This is a genomic window from Parasphingorhabdus sp. (genome assembly GCF_048269865.1).
Taxonomy (GTDB): Bacteria; Pseudomonadota; Alphaproteobacteria; order Sphingomonadales; family Sphingomonadaceae; genus Parasphingorhabdus.
On record NZ_JBLWUA010000017.1, the window covers coordinates 1 to 20,522 of the forward strand.

At 50.2% G+C, this 20,522-nt stretch carries 16 protein-coding genes; 4 read left to right on the forward strand and 12 right to left on the reverse strand.

Annotated features, from left to right (window positions below):
- Together ACN0WW_RS16650 and ACN0WW_RS16655 are read left to right on the forward strand one after the other, a co-directional pair.
- The coding region (locus ACN0WW_RS16650; protein ID WP_417614147.1) for a conjugal transfer protein TraH at positions 1-618 on the forward strand (618 nt) is incomplete at its 5' end.
- A gap of 15 nt (positions 619-633) precedes the next feature.
- Entirely contained in the window at positions 634-3,339 is a 2,706-nt protein-coding gene (locus ACN0WW_RS16655) for a conjugal transfer protein TraG N-terminal domain-containing protein (protein WP_089132053.1), read from the forward strand.
- 1 nt (position 3,340) lies between these two features.
- On the opposite strand, the gene ACN0WW_RS16660 is transcribed toward ACN0WW_RS16655, so the two are convergent.
- The 9 genes from ACN0WW_RS16660 to ACN0WW_RS16700 all read right to left on the reverse strand — a co-directional run bounded on the left by ACN0WW_RS16660 (position 3,341) and on the right by ACN0WW_RS16700 (position 12,607).
- Positions 3,341-3,556, reverse strand: coding sequence for a hypothetical protein (locus ACN0WW_RS16660; RefSeq protein ID WP_089132052.1), 216 nt, complete (start codon positions 3,554-3,556; stop codon positions 3,341-3,343).
- Positions 3,557-4,331: 775 nt separating this feature from the next.
- Positions 4,332-5,588, reverse strand: coding sequence for a His-Xaa-Ser system-associated MauG-like protein (locus ACN0WW_RS16665; RefSeq protein WP_201295700.1), 1,257 nt, complete (start codon positions 5,586-5,588; stop codon positions 4,332-4,334).
- Complete coding sequence (locus ACN0WW_RS16670) at positions 5,572-5,970, reverse strand: TIGR03982 family His-Xaa-Ser system protein (protein WP_145955436.1); 399 nt, start codon at positions 5,968-5,970, stop codon at positions 5,572-5,574. Before ACN0WW_RS16670 ends, ACN0WW_RS16665 begins: the two co-directional genes overlap by 17 nt.
- The gene (gene hxsA / locus ACN0WW_RS16675) at positions 5,945-6,520 is read right to left on the reverse strand and encodes a His-Xaa-Ser repeat protein HxsA (protein ID WP_089132048.1); all 576 of its coding nucleotides are present in this window, start codon (positions 6,518-6,520) and stop codon (positions 5,945-5,947) included. Before hxsA ends, ACN0WW_RS16670 begins: the two co-directional genes overlap by 26 nt.
- On the reverse strand, positions 6,517-7,593 hold the full coding sequence (gene hxsC / locus ACN0WW_RS16680) for a His-Xaa-Ser system radical SAM maturase HxsC (RefSeq protein ID WP_089132047.1): 1,077 nt from the start codon (positions 7,591-7,593) through the stop codon (positions 6,517-6,519). The genes hxsA and hxsC overlap by 4 nt, the downstream gene beginning before the upstream one ends.
- Positions 7,590-9,002 carry a His-Xaa-Ser system radical SAM maturase HxsB gene (gene hxsB / locus ACN0WW_RS16685; RefSeq protein ID WP_236554115.1) on the reverse strand — a complete coding sequence of 471 codons (1,413 nt, stop codon included), beginning with the start codon at positions 9,000-9,002 and terminating at the stop codon, positions 7,590-7,592. Before hxsB ends, hxsC begins: the two co-directional genes overlap by 4 nt.
- A 275-nt stretch (positions 9,003-9,277) precedes the next feature.
- Positions 9,278-9,745: a Mov34/MPN/PAD-1 family protein gene (locus tag ACN0WW_RS16690; protein ID WP_159647807.1), complete on the reverse strand. Its 468-nt coding sequence runs from the start codon at positions 9,743-9,745 to the stop codon at positions 9,278-9,280.
- Complete coding sequence (locus ACN0WW_RS16695) at positions 9,738-11,417, reverse strand: E2/UBC family protein (RefSeq protein WP_089132045.1); 1,680 nt, start codon at positions 11,415-11,417, stop codon at positions 9,738-9,740. Before ACN0WW_RS16695 ends, ACN0WW_RS16690 begins: the two co-directional genes overlap by 8 nt.
- Positions 11,417-12,607, reverse strand: a complete 1,191-nt coding sequence (locus tag ACN0WW_RS16700; RefSeq protein ID WP_089132044.1) for a CBASS cGAMP synthase — start codon at positions 12,605-12,607, stop codon at positions 11,417-11,419. The genes ACN0WW_RS16695 and ACN0WW_RS16700 overlap by 1 nt, the downstream gene beginning before the upstream one ends.
- Positions 12,608-12,685: 78 nt before the next feature.
- Here ACN0WW_RS16700 and ACN0WW_RS16705 point away from each other — a divergent pair, with 78 nt between their 5' ends.
- Both ACN0WW_RS16705 and ACN0WW_RS16710 read left to right on the forward strand, forming a co-directional pair.
- Entirely contained in the window at positions 12,686-13,387 is a 702-nt protein-coding gene (locus ACN0WW_RS16705) for a hypothetical protein (protein ID WP_089132043.1), read from the forward strand.
- A gap of 381 nt (positions 13,388-13,768) precedes the next feature.
- Positions 13,769-14,404, forward strand: a complete 636-nt coding sequence (locus tag ACN0WW_RS16710) for a S24 family peptidase (protein ID WP_089132041.1) — start codon at positions 13,769-13,771, stop codon at positions 14,402-14,404.
- Positions 14,405-14,427: 23 nt separating this feature from the next.
- Here ACN0WW_RS16710 and mobF read toward each other — a convergent pair whose 3' ends face one another.
- Genes mobF through ACN0WW_RS16725 form a run of 3 tightly spaced genes read right to left on the reverse strand, consistent with a single transcriptional unit; the run spans position 14,428 to position 19,994 of the window.
- Positions 14,428-17,355, reverse strand: coding sequence for a MobF family relaxase (gene mobF / locus ACN0WW_RS16715; RefSeq protein ID WP_089132040.1), 2,928 nt, complete (start codon positions 17,353-17,355; stop codon positions 14,428-14,430).
- A gap of 43 nt (positions 17,356-17,398) precedes the next feature.
- Positions 17,399-19,672 (reverse strand): type IV secretion system DNA-binding domain-containing protein, encoded by a 2,274-nt coding sequence (locus ACN0WW_RS16720; protein ID WP_089134609.1) that lies wholly within the window; start codon positions 19,670-19,672, stop codon positions 17,399-17,401.
- A complete protein-coding gene (locus ACN0WW_RS16725; protein ID WP_089132039.1) occupies positions 19,662-19,994 on the reverse strand; it encodes a hypothetical protein in 333 nt (110 codons plus the stop codon). Before ACN0WW_RS16725 ends, ACN0WW_RS16720 begins: the two co-directional genes overlap by 11 nt.
- Positions 19,995-20,522 lie beyond the last annotated feature (528 nt).

Below are 20,522 nucleotides of genomic sequence, written 5' to 3' on the forward strand. Positions count from 1 at the left end.
GCCTCCTCGACATTAGTAACTGCATTGCTGGACGGCACATCGGGACAGACCATCAAGGTGTTTGATTGCGATGAAGCCGATCAATGCCTCGATCCAACGTTTCGCAATATGAGCCTTGCTAGCTCTAAGGCCATTCGCCCTCGTGTCGCTGCACTGATCACCAGCATGGTCGAGGCTATTCGCGCCGACACGGCGATCGGCAATGCCGAAAAAGAATTGCTGCAGGTTGCATCGGTGCCGCTCTATAAAATCCTTACCGTTCAGGCGGCTTACGGTCGCGGCATGCCAACCGATGACCGCGAGACTCTCGCTGAAATTGCCTCGGTTGATCTGCTGTTTGCGGTGCTTGAACGGATTGTTGGCGAAGCGGGTCGTTCGATGTCCACCTTCATTGGGGCGGATGAAGCAAAACTCGCGATGTGGCAAGGTCAGATGAGCGAAGTGCGCCGCGCCTTGGCGGATAGACAATCTAACAGTCAGGCCAAAGTCAGCGCTATCATGCAGATCATTGAAAAGACTGCGATGATCGAGAATATGCTCTCCGCTTCCATGTCGCCATCCATGGCAGCAGCCCTCGACTGGTCGCGCGCGGTTCAAAACCGCTCGCTGACACCTTGAGTTGGGCATAGGCAGATGGTCGAGATATTCACAATTGGCGGCGGCGAATATATCGTCAATGTCCTCAATGCCGTTGCAGCGTGGACCGGTGCAGGCGGCTATAAAAGTCTGATCCAGGTCGCCATGGTGATGGGGCTTGCATTGTCGGTGATAGTGGTCGCGTTCAATCAGGACTGGCGCGCATGGCTTCACTGGTTTTTAGGCGCAACGCTGATCTACATGTGCCTGATGGTGCCGCGTCTCGATGTCCATGTCACCGACAGGATCAATCCATCACTGGCACCAGCCGAAGTTGCCAACGTTCCCTTGGGGCTGGCACTGATGGCAAGCTTTACCAGTCAGGTCGGCGACTATCTGGTGCGCTCCTCCGAGACTGTGTTCGGGCTGCCAACTGATCTGGATTATTCAAAAAATGGAATGATCTATGGCTCGCGGCTATTTGATTCGACGCGCAGTTTGCGTATTTCCGATCCTGAATTTGCCGCCAATCTCGACGAGCATTTCCGTCAATGCGTCTTCTATGATCTGCTTCTCGGTCGCTATTCGATGAAGGAACTGTCGGCAAGCGATGACATCTGGGCGGTGATTGCGCCGGGAAGCGTAGCGCGCGCGCAAAAGTTCCTGACCCGCAATCCCGATGATAGTGTCAGCGCCAATATCATAACCTGCCGCGCGGCCTATAATGATCTGAATAGCCAATGGACCGCGATGATCGATGAGATGGGGACCATCTTTGGCCGTCAGCTCTATCCCAAACAAACCGCTGCGCTAGCAAAAGCCAAGCTATTTGCTGATCTACCCATTGCGTATAGTTATTTGAGCGGGGTTTCCAAAAACGCCAGCGAGATATTCCGGCAAGTGCTGACTATCAACGCTATGAAACAGGCGATGCACGGAATGGCGGGCTCTAGCGGCACATCAAGCGTTGATGTTTTTGCCCAGACCCGCGCCGACATCCAGACTGAGCGTACTTATAGTTCGATTGCCCAAAATGCGATGAAATGGGTACCCATCCTCAATATCGTGCTGACAGTGGTATTCTACGCACTGTTTCCGGTGCTTTTCCCGCTATTCCTGATGCCAAGAACCGGACCAACGGCACTGCGGGGTTATATTACCGGCTTCTTCTATCTCGCGGCATGGGGGCCATTGTTTGTTATTTTGCACATGATCTTGATGTTCAAAGGTGCATCTGACGTTGGCGGTGCCGCAGGCGGGACTGGGCTAAGTCTAGCAAACTTCTCCGGTATGGTTGATGTAAATAATGATATTGGCGTGCTGGCAGGATATCTGGTTGCCTCTATTCCCTTTCTCGCTGGCGGGATCGCCAGAGGCGCGCTTGCGATTTCGGGTCAAGCCACTTCTTATCTCAATCCATCGCAAAATGCAGCAGAAGAAGCGGCGCGAGAAGCCAGCACTGGCAATGTGTCGCTTGGCAACAGTAATATTGAAAATTCGAGCGTGTTTTCGAAGCAATTTGCCCAAGGGTCTATTGCGCCGAACATTTCCTATGGCGCGGCGCAGACACGCGGGTTTAGCGCAAGCGGAACGCAGACTACCAGTTTCCCCGACAACAGTTTTGACCAAGTTCCCAATTCTGCCTATCCGTTCACACCGACATTGGGGCAGGATTTTACTTCTAGGCTTTCCACGTTGGCGTCCAGCAGTCGATCACAAAGTGAAACGTTTTCAAACCTTGCCCAGCAATCGACCAGTTCTGCCGTCACCCGGTTTAACGAGCTCAGAAATACATACAGTCAGGGAAATTCTTCAGAAACCGCAGTCGGCACCAACGAAAGCAACAGCGTCAACAAGGCGTTCAGCGAGGTGGATTCAGCGTCGAGAAACTTGCAGCAGCAATATGGTCTGTCGCGACGCGCCGCCGATGACATAACAGTATCATGGTTCCTGAACGGCGAAGGTGGTCTCGGCGTAAAAGGTGAGAAAGGAGCGCTAGGAGCGAACCTCGGACTCAAAGGTGGACGAAATCACAGCTGGACCGATAGTGATATCGGAATTGCTTCGGAAGACCGCAACCGGATCATGGGAAGCCTGAACCAGATTTCTGATAGCCGTAACTGGTCCAATACCCGCGATGGTTTTGTCCGCAGTGTCAGTTCCAGCAGCAGTTCCGCCATCTCCAACAGCGCGTCGGGCCTGACCAGCTCACTTTCTGAAGCGCAAAGCTATACCGTCGAAGCGAGACGTGCAGAGGAGCTTGCCAGCCGCCTCGAAAACCAAGCGACATGGTATGAAACCAATAGTGCTGCCGGATCTTTGAACCTCAGCCAGACGTACCGTGAATGGGGTATGGCTGAAATGGACTCCAACCGAGATTTTTATGGCAATGCGCGGTTTGATGATGTGAACTTCCAGCTCAGTGCAGAAGGACAGGAGCTGCAAACGCGGTTTGTGGCAGGATATGCGGATCGGTTGCATGATGATATTGAAGATAAGCTGACACTTCCCGAGTTTGCGCCGGTGCAAAAACCAAGTGTGGGCAGCGCCGATGCCGTAAGAGGTAGTGTTCCACTCGGAGGATCAGGAAGCGGGTCAGTGTCTGCGCCGCCTGATGTTGATGGTATTCGGGACGAAGTATCCGGCGCTCAATCGCGAGGCAAAAAACGGGTTGGGACGGTTCAAGATGCGCTACAGAAACGCACCCGCAATGCTCGCGGAGCTAGCGCTGAAGCAGCCGATGATGTTAAGGAATGGAAGTGATTTAGATTTGGATGAGACCATCGTAAATTGCGACAAATATTGCGAAAGCTAGGAAAGCTATGAAGAATACGATCAATCCAAAACGTCCCCAAGGATCACGCCAAGTCTTTTTCCAAGTATAAGCGGTCAAGCTGTCCTCCGCGAGTGCACGATCAAGCTCCGATAAGCCGGGCCAGTTTTTTTCGTCAACAGATTGAGTCTTTTTATCCTCGGTCATTTTTCCTACTCCAAGTTCTTGGTTCGGTAAGGACCAAGCCCCCTCTTCTCTTCAGCATAACCGAAAACGAGAGGATAGTCATTTTGAAAAAGCACTGTGCAAAAGCGGCCAACAACATAATGAGACTTGAGTTTGTGGCCGAACGCCTCATTATCCAGAAACTTACCTGCCATTGAGCACCGCGACGGAGACATCTGGAATTGATTGAACTACTTTTACTTGGCGCAAGCATCGTCGCGGCTGGCGAAACCTTTGAATGTACGCCCATCCGTGTCTGGGACGGTGATGGACCTATCTGGTGTGCGGAAGGACCTAGAGTGAGATTGTCTGGCATCGCTGCGCGTGAGATGGATGGTTCTTGCACAAGCGGTCATCCTTGCCCCGAGTCGAGCGCTATTGCCGCAAGGGATGCACTAGTAAAACTGGTGGGAAAACCCACCGGAAAATCAAGAGAAGGACATATCCTGGTGTCCGGTCCCAAGATGATTTGCCGTTCCGATGGTCGCGCAGGGGGTTCTCGAACCGCTGCCTGGTGCATATCACCCAAATCTGGAGATCTTTCGTGTGCGATGACTAAAGGTGGTTGGGCGCTGCGATGGGACAAATATTGGAAGACGCACCGCTGTGATGGATAGTCGGGTCTCCTTGCAAACAAGAATGGCAAATTTATTGTTTAGCACGGAAGTTTGCTTCTTCGCCTGGATGATTATCGGCTGGCCGCTTTGTAACCTGGTTCAAAAATTGCTTTAATCTCGCAGGTGGGATGTATGCTATTTCAAAAATCGAGCATTGAGATAAACGCTACCAGTTCTTTGACCTCAGTATCGGATAATGTCGTTGGGACAGTATCTTCGGGAGCAGCTTTCATTCTTCGGTAAAAATTTGATCGCTCTTGGATGCTCATTTTTTGAAAGTTCGCCACTCTCAGTGGATCAAAGTGAGCGACAATTGCCTCATCCAAAGTTCGAAGCGATCCGGAATGGCCATAAGGAGAAGTCTTGGTCGCGTTGTAAAGAGGTGGCGTCCGAAACAAAAAACGATCAGAAGGGTTAAACGTCACATTGTAACGCCCCTCATCATTGCCAAAGCCGTTTTTTCCAAAGCCTAATTGAGGAAATGGAATTGAATGGAAATCAAAATCCGAAAAGTACGGGCCGTTGTGACACGATGCACATCGACCTCTTCCATAGAAAGTTATGCCGCCGTTCAATTCATTTTGCGTGATTGGGCCATTTTCAAATACAAACCGATGGAGTTTCGTTTTCTTAACTCGGAAATTATGCCGAATGAACTGAGCTACAGCATCACCGATTTCACTAAAGGTAAGGTTTTCTAACGGTTTTTGGTAAGCCTTTGCCAATTGAATGCCCAAGTCTGGATCTTGTCTGACTCTACCGGCAAGTGTATTGAAAACCACTTCTGCCGATCCAACATCCTCCGTCACTAGGTCTTTACGAACCTCCGGGGTATCGGCTATCATTTCGCGAAGCTCTACAAAAGGGAGGTGCACAGCCACTACCAAAGGGTCAGAAGATGGAGCAAAATCACCAAACTGGCTCACCACTACCCCGTTTTCAGATTGTACTTTGCCATCCCAGAAAAAAGTATCAAAGTTAGGTCCGCCACGCCCCCAAAGCGGCAAAACATTGCGCGGAATAATCTGGCCACCGCTTGCCATTCGAGCACCGCCTTCGCCCGATGCACCTGCACCAACTGCATTGGGCAGACCGTCGACTGACCCGAATTTATCTAGATGGCAGTCCTGGCAAGAAATATTGCCATTTAAACTTAGCGTTTTTGAAGCAAATAGCTTTCCGCCAATACTACGTTTGGCACTATCTGTCTTCGATTGCAGTGCGCCAACAGATACAAAACCATTTTGAATTGAGGCTTTCCGCAAAGTTTCGATTCTCAGCGTGTCCGTTGCCGGACCCATTTTTTCTTGAGTATAGCTTCCAGATGATTGTTGTTCACAAGCGCTGGTCAATGGAATGAGCAGCAGGTAGAAAAGTAACTTAAAATCGAATTTCATGGGTTGCGACAACTTCTTCCAGATCGGTACTTCGCTCTTCTACGGCTAACAATCGCATTTTAGCTAACTCATTTTCCCTCAAACCCCACTGCATCAAACGTTTCTGATATAAATCGTAGTCCTGACAGATGAGCAATCCAACTTCAGCTGAATAGAGTTCGCTGCCAACATCATCCGAAGACCTTTGGGCGCTACGTTGCCGCGCTTGTAAATGATCTCTCATGGCAACGTCGCATTTTTCCACAAGCGCTCCATATTCCGATTGATTTGCAAACATCACTGCCTGACGCCAAATCGGCATAGCTACCCAGGCCATTGCGACACCAATGAGAAGCACGATCAAATGAGTAGTAATTCTATTCCGCAACAATTTTAAATGCATCCAAAACTTCTGGAGTGATTGTGCCTGTTACCTTGAGGTCAAAGTCTGTCTGGAATTTAACCAACGCAGCGCGAGTTCCCGAACCTGCAATTCCGTCGATTAACCCGGTATAGTATCCATAGGATTTCAGGCCAATCTGAACGCGTCTTACAACGTTTTTTATCGCGTCATCCTGGGGTTTAAAGAACGTATTTGGAGCAATTGCGGGAGATTGAGGAAGCACCGAACTTGGCGGCGTACTCCTCGTATTGCGCGATGGCTTAGGCGCAGGGGTCGTTTTCGGACGGCGGATCGGGGGAGGTGTATATACTGGAGACTTAACCCTACCGCTGGCCCCGGACCGATGGCTACTATGCGACGAATGGCTTGAGTGGGATCTATGCTGTGCTAGCTGGAAAGAATGTTCTTGTGCAAACCTCTTGATAACAGCATCGCCTTCAGGATCTTTTCCACCGGAAGCGATATTGTTAGTTGCAGCAGATTGTGCAGTTGGAAAAGGCATAATGCCGGCCATTGCCAACGAGGAAATCAGAAACTTTCGTTTACTCATAATGGAGAAACTTCATCGAGCATTTCGGCAGGATGCCATTCAAAAAATCCAGAACAAGTTTCCTTCTTGCTGCACATCAAACACTTTTCCCCAAAACGCTGTTTCCAGTCAGATATTGAATTTACAGCAAAATTGCGATGAAATTCTGGCAAATGACAAAGCGGCACGTTGAATAGCTTTGTTGGTATACCGAATAAAGAAGCGACATCCAGTGATTGGGCAATTGGATTGAAACTCTTACGAAAGTCGACGTAAAGAGAGTCCCATCTATTTCTTGCAAAACCGATATTTTCTAGCTGCATCACGGACCATTGCTCGATAAAGTGCAGCAAGCCTGCAATATGCCGCGCGAGAGCGGGGAACGAATTGAGATTGGTTTGAAGCACAACAGTTCTAAGTTCAATTTTAGCGCCGGACAAAAGCAACGTATCAAAACTCTGATGCAATCGCTCATACGCTCCTGTTTTAGCAACGATTTCATCATGTTCAGCGGCATCATTGGAATATAACGGGATTCCCCAAACAACCTTTCGGAACAGTTCCTGACGCAATTGACTGATGTCGCTTGTTTCAAAATGTTGGCCATTGGTAAGGACATGAAATTTCAAATCCGGACGTGCTTTCAACACCGTTTCGAGAAGTTGAAAAACCTCCTGTTTATACAACGTCGGTTCCCCGCCGGTAATTCCGATTGTTATGCCGTTGTCAGCTAAAAGACAGGCCTGAACAAATAGACCGAAGCGGTCGTGATGGGTTTTCTTTGGCGGCTGGGAGCACATCACACATAGTTGATCACAGCGTTCGGTGACTAACAGTGAATTTTGAGTGGAACCAGCCCTTATAATGCGCTCTGCATTGCCCGCAGCAGGCGTCACAATTACGATATCACCATCCAAGTCTTGAATTCCGGGTCCAACGATCTGGAACAATCCGTTCTCGCCGCTGAACACCGATTGACTCTCGCTACTTTCGATGCACCAACTTTCCCATGGAGAATCTGTCCGGTTTTTCGACAATCGAGTTACGAATGGTTTCTCGGCATCCGAAACTGCGGGAAGCATTAGCGGGATCATATTGACTCGCCCAATGTAATTGAATCTCCACTCAACCCTAGCCAGTGACGCAACGAATATTGGACTGCATCTTCATTTGAATAAATCAGAGAAAAAGCCAAATCGAAAATACTCATGTGGCGCTTGCAGAAGTTTGTCTCGTGTCTGCGTAGGTCGATCCGGCCATATCTTGAAATATCGTCGATTATGTCGCGTCCACAATAGGGCTGGTAGACGCAATTTTGACAATCTGGATCATCTGCATTTGTCGATGCTTCGTTGAGTGCTCGTCGTTCTGGAGAATCCCAGCCGGTAGCTATATCGCCTATGGTCAAATCAATAATCCCCGATCGTGAAAGCATGCGAGCCTCATCTGTTGGGTAAATCTTGCCATCAAAATCAACGACAATATAATCTACGCCGACGGGATTGGGGCTACGCAGGTCCACATGTCTATCAAGGCCTGGCTTGAAAATTCGATTCAAACAATGACTGAAATAAGTCTCTTCAATCACTTGATCGCGATTGTCCCAATTTCTCGCAATGAGCCTGTGGATGAATTTTGAATAATACGCACCCCAATGACCTGATTGTTCGATGGATTCCGGGTGTTGTTTTCTGGCAAAGCCTTGATAGTTGATTGGTCGCAGATAAATGCTCGTAAAACCGCGCGAAACGAATGCCTCTACAAGGCTATCAATCTCGGGAGGATCATTCGGATTGACAGTTGGTAACGCGGAAATTTTGCCTGGGCCATATCGCTTGAGAACTAAACTCAAGTTTCTTTCGAATTGTGAAGTGGATGCATCATCTTGAGTTCTTTGAGCCTTGTGAGTAATTAACGAACCATCCAACGACGTGCTAATTTGTACATTCTCTCTATTGAAAATAGTCAAGATTTCTTCATCAAGTCGCTGCAAATTGGTACATATCACGGCTGTCATGTCGGGAATATGTGATCCTGCGTCTAGGACTGCACTTATAAGATCCGGTCTCAATGTGGGTTCACCGCCCTGAAACTCGATCTTGAGTGACCGCCCTGAAAACTGTTTGATCAAGCCAGTTATTTGTCCGAGTGTCGCTTCATCCCAATCATAGCCTTCGGCATTCTCATTGGCCCGCGAAACCTGACAATAGCTGCAAGCGAGGTTACAACGTAACGTGGGGACCAAAATAAGATATTCCAAACCTTCAACGTTTGTCTTGCGACGTGCCTGAGCGAATAGCGACGCATGCTTTACCAACTTACTGCTTTTTATAAGATGTCGCTTTTGCAGGAACTTCAGTTCCTGATCAGATAACTCATTGCTACCGATCCGGCTCAGCAGGTCATGTTGACCTTTAAAAAAACGACCTTCTTCATTTGCAAAAATGTGACGATCGGAAACTGTGCGCGATCTTAAATTCGGAAGACCGTCCAATTCCTCCATTCCAAGAATCCACCCCTAACGAACTACAAAGAAACCGACTGTAACTGTTCAATTTAATAATACAACTCGGTCAATCGGCAGCATGTAACTCCGTCGGTTTTTTCCGGGCAGATCTTGATCCTGATCTGTGCATTTTAATGTCGATATTTGCCAATTGATCTTCCACCTTCGTCAACTCCCAAATCTTTGATCAACAAACGAAAAGTCTGGGACTTACACAGCGCTAGAGCCCTGTTTAGACCTTCCTTATTCGAAGATGTTTCTGAAACGAGAAGTCAGGAAGCGAACAGCTGACCATTTGCGTCTTGATGAGTGAATTCGAAGCGAATAGGCCGAAATCTAACTGATTGCTGAAGCCAAATAGCCGTTGTTCGTCCGTTGCAAATCGGAAACACCATTGGTGCTTTGTGATGCCTTACAAGCTGTTTCCAGTTCCTATTATCAATACCCGACGGGTTTGGAGAAAAACCCGGATGACTATGCCATTCGCCAAGCCAATCTACGCGCTTATGTGACTCTTTCCAAAGTCGTAGCGCACGCATTCGATGTGCTTTGGGTGAACGTATGAACGAAACTCTGCTCTGGCTGTCCCATGCATAAGGGGTGGTAGCCTCAATGACATGGAGATGCCGCCCTTTTCGAAATCCCAGCAACAAACCACCCGCTTCTAAGGGCGAATAGCGCCGTGTCGCTTTCAGCATAATTTCCAAAACTTGGTGATCGAACAAAACGCCATCAATCATCACTATCCCTCGCAGCGCAGGCTGGGCAGGCCGCAGCAGGCGAAGGTGTTGTGGGCTGCCGCTCTGCGCCCCGTTCATGATCAATCACGATTGTCTTAAGCCGTGATCCGGGCTTACCATTTGCCCATCCCAATATCATTTCGGTAGATAGTCCTGCGGCGATTGCCGGTGCAGCTACCGAATAAGGATAATATGCACCGTCCCCGCAAGTAGCCTCCTCAATAATTTCCTCATATTTGGGCTTGAGAGCAGTATAGCGCCAATTCTTGCCCGCATCCGGGCGGAGACAGCGAAAACAATAACCATCGCCAACGATGCTCAGGAAACCTTGGGCGGCCGCTCCGTTTCCACAAATCCAGCTATATAAGACCGCCTCAGCTTTGACGTCTTCGCCGTTCAGAAAGGCTTCATTGACAGCATTTTGGGTATTCCAGTCTCCGGTCGCATCAATAATCAAGTCGCAATCTTTTGCCGTATTCCAGTCATCGAATACGTCTCGGCAAATCGCACGAACGTCGATATCCGGATGAAACCGCTTCAATTCATCACACAGGGCTTCTGCTTTAGCTTTGTCTATTTGTCCAATACCAAGGTAGTGGCGACCGACGTTGCCTGCTGATAGCCCTTGACCATCAAAAAGGTATAACGGAGCATCAAACCCGGCCCCGCTTTGGACAAGAAATTTGGCCAGATGGCTCCCGAGTGTACCACATCCAATTAGAGCAATCTTTTTCCCAGCCAAAGTGTTCATACCTACAAGATTCCTTTCGGCCAAAGTCTTTTGATCACACCAAAAGCCACCAAAACGCGTTAGATTTATTTCTGATTTGCGATTGGCAATCAACTCCGGGATCTTCGCCTTCCTAGTTTTTATCGTGTTTAGGGCTATTTCTAGTCCCCTTGGAAAATCCAGCCGGACGCCCAAAACGCAATTTGGTGCGTCTATCGCCACAATGTTGCGTGCTGCCAGTGCAGCGAATGCTTGGCTATACTCGGCGTCCGTGAAGCCAGGTTGGCCTCGGAACCAGATTTCAAATTGCTCAAGTGTGAGTGGCACCTTGATTTTTCCAACGGGAGAAAGCGGTTCATTGCTAAAAATGAGTAGGCCATGGGAAAATTCTTCAGCCGAAAAGCCGCCAAACTCCGCAACATCTCGTAACCCCAAAAACGGCGTCATCCCTTTCGCTTTGAATCGATAAAAGTTAGTTTTGAGGGTCGCAGTATCACTCGTTGGTCGTTTGATCAGAATTCGAAATGACTCAATACCATCGCGCCAGTAGTCCTGATATTCAGCTGCGACCTCTGCAACACCGCGGCCTTTGTAATTAACCTCCATTGCCACTTTCGCTTGCTCTAGCACGCGTAAGACCGATCCACCCGGGTCATAGATATCGAGGGGTAGTCCCACAGCAGATGCATAGCAGATACCTGAATCGCCGTCGCCCCGGTTAAAAAGATGCCCCACGATTTCCGGGTCGAGTTGCGCCGGGTCCTTCAATTTCACTTTGGGAAGTTTAACAAATGTAATGTCAGGAATTTCAATCGCAACATCGATTGGTTTGCCATGAACGCTTATCCGTCCTTCGAATTCTAGTACAATCGCTGATTTTTCGCTGAAGCCTTGTTCCTTTAGCGTTGCGTTAATCTTACCCAGCGCCTCTCGCCGGTTCATCACCCTGAGTTGGAATTGATAATTTTGGGTGTTGGAACAGTTGCTGCCGGAAAAGCGCGAACGCTTGATGCAGTATCATTGGCAATCGTAATAATATCAGGACGGTTCGGAATACGGCGACCAAAGACGTTTCGAAGGTGATCAATCACGATATCGGGATGGCCTGTACGTTCGAGCGCGCCCTCCATTTCATCGGCAAGCGCTTCGGTTGACTTTAATATTTCGTTTCGATCAGCATCGCTCCAGCCGTTGAGACAACTCCCCTCGACGACCGGGTTGTTGATCTCTCCTCGGAAAATGTCAGGGAGAAGCTTGGCCACTTCCATAATTTGCATATCATCGCGGTCATCAACCGGATTGCCGCCGAGTTCAATCAAGGCAGCGTCTATCGCGCACATCAAGCAGATCGATGACAGTGGCGAATTTTCCCATGTATGATCGCGCCATCCTTTGAAGAACCTGCAAAGACGGCGAAAGACTGGTCCATAGCGCGCAGAGCGGGCTTCCACCCAATCGTGAAGCTGCTTGGGATCAGACTGAATCCATTTCCCATCACGCTGCGCCAGCATCACCAAATTGGTTGGTATCGCGGCCATTGATGGGAACTTGTCGGCCGTAAAAGATATCGACGCCATCCGCGCATCAGCGATTGCACTCTTCATCAACCGATACTTGTCTTCAGGGACCGAATAAATCGGAATATCAACATGTGCCCCTTTCCAAAGTCGAACACGCGCGCAGGTGTTCTTTGAACTGTCAAGCTCCCACCCATTTTCATTGCATACTGGGCTCAACGTTTCCTCAACAAATGTGAAAAGGGATCCAGCTGCCAAAGCCGGATGGCTGTCCTGCATAAATCGAACGGGTACATACATACCGTCATCAAGATCGATTTCTTGGCAGTTCGGCTTAGCGGGCGAGTTTAATGTTCGATATGCGAAGCTGCCTTGCATCAGAAATTTGACCGCTACTGTTTCGGCGACTTGTTTTGCCGCCGCGAAAACAGTCGAGTCACGCCAGAAGCGTTTTTCATTTTCTAGTCTTGATGATGCGTCACGCAACGCTTTCCTGATGATCGTTCGCGCCTCCATCAGCTTGTGATGCTCTTCATCTTCAATGTTGAGTTGTGCCAGATAGCTGAGGTTTTTCTTCAGGCCGACAAAGATCGGGTGAGCGTTGGCAAGCGTCATAGGCAAATCCTCAAAAATTCGTGCTTTTCCAATCCACTTGGTGCATAATTAGCCAATTTCAAGGGACGTGAACAAAATATGTACAAAATTTTCCCGCTCAGGTCATTGACCTACTTGATTTCGTTCCTGACCTTGACGGTTTTCCTCGTAATCGAGTTGGCAACGGACGCTTTTGGATTCGAGGTCAGATTGCTTGCTATTCCCGGCATTGTCTGGGTAATTTTGCTTGGTTTTGCATTCAATCCGATCTGGCGAAAAATATGGTCGTGGAGCGCCAAAATCCCGTTCATTCCAGATCTGAATGACAAGATTTTCCCTGATTTAAACGGTGAATGGGAAATGCTCCTGGAGAGCAATTGGTCACGTCAGGAACAGATTTTGGAGGCTGCTAAAGACGGGCGACGTTCTTTCGATATCAAATCCTGCGATCAGAATGATTTGGAGCCGTTGATGCAGGTGGGCCTCAAAGCCGAGATCGAGCAAAGCTGGTGGTCGATCAAAATCACCGTGACAAATCCGAGACAGGATACTCCCATCAAAGAATCTCAGACTAATATTGTCATACCTCGCAAGAAGAGCGAAGGTCAGCCGTCATCGCTATGCTATTTCTACGATCAAACTAACGACACCGACAATCAGGCGGATGATCCGGAATTCAGCGCGTCTGCGTGCCTGTCCTACGACTATAAGAGAGATATTCTTGAAGGGACTTTCTGGACAGAACGTCAATGGCGGCGAGCGATGAATACGGCTGGCCGCTTAACCCTCAAGCGGATGTAATGAAAATATCCGGGACCAACAAAAAGTAACAAATTCAAAAATTATGTCGTAGTGGATTCCCTAACTTGTCGACGGAACAATGTTCTCGTCTCGGGTCTTCTCATCGGAACTAGCCAAGTAGGCTTCCACCCTCCTCAACGTCCTAGCCCGCGGCCTACGCCCTTCCCTCAAATCCAGAACAAACCGCGGATCACCGACAGCGCGCCTGCCAAACCGCGTCGGCGACATATGTGTCTGCTTGAGATGCTTTTCGATACGATCCAACAGTTTCATATGAGGCCTCCTCGAATCATAAATTGCTTGTGTTCTTGTTATGTTCCTAGTAGGAAGATTGCATATTGTCTAGGATAATTCCTATTGAGGGGTCAAAAGGCACAAAAGATGGATGATGTACGAGAAACTCTGGATCGGTTGATCCGCGAAAACGGGGATGATTATTCCGGTCTTTCAAAAATGCTTGGCCGTAATGCAGCTTATATCCAGCAGTTCATAAAGCGCGGTACACCGCGCAAGCTGGACCCTGAGGACAGACTTAGGCTGGCGAGCTTTTACGGTATTGACGAACAACTATTGGGCGGGCCGCCGCCAACTGGCAGTGACGGCATGGTCGAAGTCCCCGTACTCGATGTCAATGTTTCTGCAGGACATGGCGCTCTGGCGACAAGCGAGGATAGGAAAACGCGTTTTTCGTTCGATGAACGCTGGCTGCGCAAACTGACTCCGGCTAGGGGCGTCAGCCTCTCTGTGGTCCGCGTTATGGGCGATTCCATGGAACCAACCCTGTCGGACGGCGATGACGTTCTGGTGGATGCCTCTGACCATGGTTCGCGGCTGCGCGATGGTGTTTATGTTATGCGGATCGATGATACGCTGGTGGTCAAACGCATTGCACTAAGGCCCGATAGCCCGTTCATTACCATTGCCAGCGACAACCCGACCTATCCGACCTGGGAGGATATTGATCGCAGCACGGTCCATATCGCAGGCCGCGTGCTTTGGTTTGGTCGCGCGCTTTGATCAGAGGTTTGCCCTGAGATCATCTAAATCCCCATATCCAACGGCTTGCTGTGTTCTTTTTCAAGTTCTCGCTGGTCCTTTTGCGGTTCTTTGGGCGCAATTTCATTTCCTTTCGCAAGCCCAGTCGCTGCGGCTTTGCCGAGACGCTGTGTCACTTCAAGCGCCGATCTTTTTGCGCCGTCATTTTTCTCGACTGCTGCTTCCAGTTTCTCGCGGTTATCAACGATGAGCGTCAAACCATCCCGCAATCTCGTAATCGTAACCAGAAATGTCTGCTTGTTGGAAAGATTGCGCTCGCGGCTATCCATGACCGCAATCCCGCGATCAGAAGTAAGCCCCTGCGCCATATGCGCATTGAGCGCGTAAGCCAGATCAATACGTTTTAGCATGGGATCGCTATGGGGCAGACGATGCTCGATGCCGGAAGATGTTCGCAAGTGAACATGCCCAGCATCAATTGCTGTAATATTTGCCTGATCCGCGTTGAACAACCCGCGTTTGTGATCGCTGTCGGTCCAGCGAATTTTATCACCCGCATAAATATCGAGCTGCTTCTTTTCATAGAGAGCGATCTGGTCTTCAGATGCATTTGCGCGAAGCTTGCTCACCTGAAAGCTCCGCTCCCTGCCCCCACGATCTTTCAGGACAAGCTGCTTTGCGCGCTCATCGACCGAGACCACATCATATTGCCCCTTGCCAAGGCGCTGACTTCTGTCCGGAGCTTTAAGTTCAATCATCATGCCGGGTTTGTAGCTGTGAATATAGCGCAGTTCCTCGCGGGTGCTGTTGACGCGGGAGAAGGTGTCCAGTTTTTGCCCTCGTTTTCCCAGTTCACCGTTTTGTTTAAGCCCGGCCTGGACCGCTTCATTGACGGCTGTGCGCAGCGCTCGTCCTGATGCATAGATGGCGGTGGATTGCCGGTCTTGTGGAGAAAGCGCTAACCAGCGTTCGGCGGCGATTAGGGCGCTACCCTCTTTGGTTTCGGTAATATGGTCTTTCAAATAGGACATAGCCTCGCCGATATTTCCGGCCTGGGCTGAATATTGCGCGCGGCGTAATATTTTATCACGCGCGCGCAAATTGGTGATCATTTTTGCGGTATCAATGCCCGAGGCTTGCACAAGCGCGAAGGGCTTGCCGGCATCGACAGCACCCAGCTGCTTCTTGTCCCCGATCATAACCAGACGGTCGACCTCGAGCAGGTTTGCGAGCCGGACCAGTTTTTCTTTTTCAACATTGGAGACCATCGAGGCCTCGTCGAGAACCAGCACATGGTTTTTCATGGCGGCTTTGGCTTCCGTAAGAGCCTTTTTATCGGCTCCCTCCTTGAGGAGGTTTTTGTGGCTTCCAATGAAGCGCGCCAAGGTCATCGACGCAATCCCGGTATCGCGTTCGAGCATCTGGACGAGCGTATTCTGGACGGCGAGACCCAGAACCGTTTTGCCATTCTCGCCAAGAAGCTGCGAGACAGGTTTGAGAAGGCTGCTTTTGCCTGCCCCTGCAATGCCCTGCACCGCGATAATGCGATTGGACGATGATAATATCATCTGGCCGGCGGATTCCTGGCCTTTGTTAAGTGTCATCCCAAAATTGAGACCCGCGACCGCCTGCAACTGCTCGCCAGCCAATTCTGATGACAAAAGCGGCTCCGCCTTGCCCCTGCCCGCTTCCACCTGTCCAATTATGCGCTGCTCGATCTGCAAGGCATCGCGCGTGGTGACAAAATCCCGGTCGCGTCCTTTGCCCCGAACAAGCTCACCTTCCCTGACAAGTGCCCTGACGCGGCGTTCAACATGAGCAATGGATGTCGGGAGGCCAAAATCCAAAGCAGTCTTATAAACATCATATACCCCAAATGCTGCTTCGCGCTGGCTCAGATGGCGAATGGCTGAAGCGGCCGCCTGCGCTGCGGCTATCTCTTCGCGGGGTTTATTGAGGATATGCGCTGGCACCAAAGGATCTGCGGAGGGCTTTGGCCCAAATCCTTGAATTTTTTCTGCAAACGCCCTGAGAAAAATCATTCCTTTTTGCGCCAGTGATAGATTGGGGTTTTGATCAATCTCCAGTCCTGCTGCGCGAATATTGGCTTTGTCGATCAATCCGCCAAGATCGAGCTCCATCGCCTTTGCAGCTTCCTGCCATGTTGCAGACAAGGCATCCCTGTCCTTTATGGCTTCTTTGGGTGCGCGCGTTGCCAGAGCGGCAATCTTGCCAGCTTCCAGTCCTGGTCCCCGGCGCGCATCAAGTACCTCCTGTCGGCGCGTAGAAAAGGCCATAACCGCTTCGCGCGATATACCTGCGGCTTCAAAATTACCGTGCTTGCCCTGATGGGCAGGCTGATAGCCAAGCTTTTCGATTTCAAGACGAAAGCGCGCCATCGTCATGCTATTTAGAAGCGTGTTGTTCGACCAGAGCTTGTCATTATGCAGCGCCCGCCATTTTGCGTCCGGGCCTTGCGTCACATTGGCGACAACCGCGTGAAAATGAACATTGGGTTCAGAATTGCGATTGGTGTCATGCTGAAACAGTCCAATCGTCAGATTGCCCGTTCCAATGGGCTTGATCTTGCCTCGGGAAAAAACCCGCGTTTCGGCGACATTTTTCTCGGCCCATTGCAGCGTATCTGTGACCGCTGTCCGGTACGCATCGATAATCCTTTTATCGCCGCCAACCAGAGCGATCAGCGACCAGCTTTTGGGTAGCGAGAAGGTAAGATCGGTTCCGGCGCGGTGATATTGTTTATCGCTGCCCACTCGCTCGCCATTTGGCAATTCACCGCGCAGCAGAGCTTCAAAGGCTGGCGCATCTACTTGACCTTTTAAACCTAACCGCTCCGCTCCTTCTCCAATCCACTGACCGGACCGGTCGGCATCAGCTTTGGTATAATAGTTATCCGCCGCAAAATAAGTTGCAGCGCCGCCCGCAGAGCGAACATTTGAGGCAGAGAGCATAGTCAATTCCCATCATTTGGACGCGCCCTCCACCGCGCAGGTTTCACATGTCATATTCGCCGATATCGCGGTCCGGCTCATCACGCACAGCGCCCTCGCGAAGATCCCGGCCAGCATCACGCGGCAGACTGCTCAGCGACCGGGCCTTGTTTGCAGGATCGGATGGATCAGGCAGATCAGAGCGCTGCTGTTTGTCATCTTCGGGAGACGGTGATGGCGCCTGCTCATCCTTGCCGAGCGAATTACCTGGACCATCGGTAGCGGGATCCACCGTGCCATCCTTGAGTATTTTATCTCGAGGCTCATCGGGCAACTGGACGTCGGTGATTTCTTCGGGTTCCCGAAAGGCAAACTCCTTCTGATCGGCCGCAGATTGTTTGACGCCTTCTTCGTTGTCATCGGAGTCCGCTGCTGGTTCTACCTCCCCGCCGTGGCTATTTTTATCTGTCCCATCAGGCTTCGAAGACGGCAGAGGTTCTTGACGAGGTACATAGGATTGTCCGGTTTCATCGGGTTCATCAAATGCCCGCGCAATATATCCTTCGGCTAGACTGGGCCAGGATTGCGGGATCAGTTTAACCGGTGCAGCGGGGAAGCCATCGGGAAATTTTATGTAACCATTGAGGCGCGGCAAGTTCATAAACTGATCGGGTAGCAGCAATGGCTCGATCTGCCTTCTTGGGGTCAGGCTGACCGCATCACGGGCATTGTTATAGCCGTAACTATAGCCTTCTTCCATGTCGCGTATTTGCCGGTGACCGATAAAGTCCGAACACCATGTTGCCGTTTCCCGGTCAGCCGTCGCCAGGATTAATTTGGTGCGCGCAAGCGAAGACAATGTCATCGCCATATTTTCACCGTAGACTTCTTTAAGTTTGGCAAATGCGTGGATGCCAGTGACGATAGCGCCGCCAAAATTTCGGGCCGTTTGCAAACCTTTTTCCAGTGCTGGCAGCCGGTGCAATGCGCCCAGTTCGTCAATCATGAACCACACCCGCAAATCGGATGTCCGGCTCATCGACATAAGGGTATTCATCGCGGTGTCCATCCACAAGGTAAGCAGCTTGGAACAGATACTCATGTCGACATAGCGCGCGGATATAAATATGATCCCACCACGCGCGGATTCATCTTTTATCCAGTCGCGGATTGAAAACTGCGGACCATGTTTGGGCAGCAGCATTAGGGCCTCGGCGTTTGCATTAAACACAGCCCGGATCGAAGTTGCCATGCGGGCCGCTTTGGGCGCGGTTAATTGCTCCGCTACTGTGCCTTTCAAAAGCTTGTGCACATCTGTCAGGTCAGCAGTAATGAGCTTCTCGGCCAGCGCCTCATTGGTCGGCGTTCCGGCTTTCATCAGCTGCATGCACGATTGCACAAACAGCGAGCGCGCACCGATAACCCAGAACTGATCTTCGCCGCCGCCATCCTGCGGTACTATCGCTTCAGCGGCGCTGTGGAATTCGGCAATGGTGCTGCAATCATTGAACACGCTCCATTGCGGACAGCGGGCATCAAGCGGGTTTAATATGACATCGCGCGAGGCGTCATAGAAATGTTCGATAAAAGCGCCGGTCAGATCGAATATGACGGCGCGCTGTCCCTTTCTGCGGGCCTCATCTATCATCTCCAGCAGGGCAACGGTTTTACCGGTTCCGGTGGTTCCGATCAGCATCGCATGGCTCTGTTCAAGCCGCCACGGATAACGAACGCCTGCAAGTTTGGAGGGCTGGTAATAGCCTGCCGCAGCAAGACGTTCTTGCCCCGCTAAACGCCAGCGCCAGCCCAGTTCTGCTTTCATTTCCCGTGCCTGCTCGCTAGCATTATGACGAGTTATTTCCGCTTTCAGTTCGGGCAATGTTGCAAGTTGCGCGCCGCGTTCATGTTTGCTTTCTTTCGACCGGCCGCCAAAATATTCTGCCACCCAATAAAATATTATAAAGGCAGGCAGGAACAGCAATGCAGAAATGGCCAAAGCTGTGCGGAGGGCTGTCCATAATGCTTCCATTGCACGCTCGACCGGAGGGAAGTTCTGAACCGCTGAAATCGCCATTTCCATGCTCGCGCCGCCCGCAAGATCAAGATTAACCGGCTTGGTAGGATCAAACTCCATGAACCCATAAAACAAAGCATAAAGGTTCATACCCGCAAGGTAGCGCTGATGGTCGGTAAGACCCGATGTCACCATCCAATAGGAGATGCCTACCAAGAGAACGGCAGCAATGATCAGAGGAGCTTTAAGCCCACTTGCGAACATGAAACCAAAGTGTCCGAGAAGCTGGCTACCGCGCGTGAAGTTTACAATATTACGCTTCATCACGGCCTCCATTCGAAGAGGCTGGAGCAAGCCCCAATCGCTGTAAGCGACGACCATATGCATCATGGGTTTTTTGCCGAAGTGAGCTGTCCGGGTGGGCGCTTAAAATGGCATCAAGCGCTACGGAGGAAAATACAATCTCGCGGGCTTTGTCGAGGCCTTTTAGAGTATCATTATGACCTTCATCCTGCGCAATATATGCCGCCATGACAAGATCGCGAATGAATACGCTGACACATTCGCCGTGGTCATCAGCTTCCGATCTGACCCACTGTGCAAGCGGATAAGAAAGATAGGTTTGTAAACAAATATGGTTGGTCATACTCAGGTTCCTTGACGTTCAAGAACCTGGTTCACCCTTCGAAAAGCCCAATAAGAATAAATCGTGAACAAGTCTAAGTCAATCGGTTATATTTCATTATTTATCAATGCTTTGCGGCGATGTGATTGGGCTAAGACTTGCCAAAAACCCACCAAGTCTTAGAGGATTTATCTGTTACATCGGGCGATTTTGGGACTTAACCAGTTGATATCAATGAAGATAACCAAGGCAGCGAGCTGCGTACGGTGTGCACTCTTTTGTTCCCAGCTCGGCAGTAAATTTCCAGGAATTTTCTCGATTACATCATGTGGCGTTATGCCACGTGGATAGCATGGATAAAAACGCGCGCTGATGCTTGACATCAGCGCTCCACAATTACCCGATGGCTAGAATTTCAAACTAAAGCACGAGCAAAAAATAAGGGCAGCAGAATGGGGATTCCGCTGCCCCTATGTCACCCGATTTGGGTGTTTTCCATATCAACGCCAGCCCGGGTCGCAAATGGCCAGAATCGATACGGAAATTCTG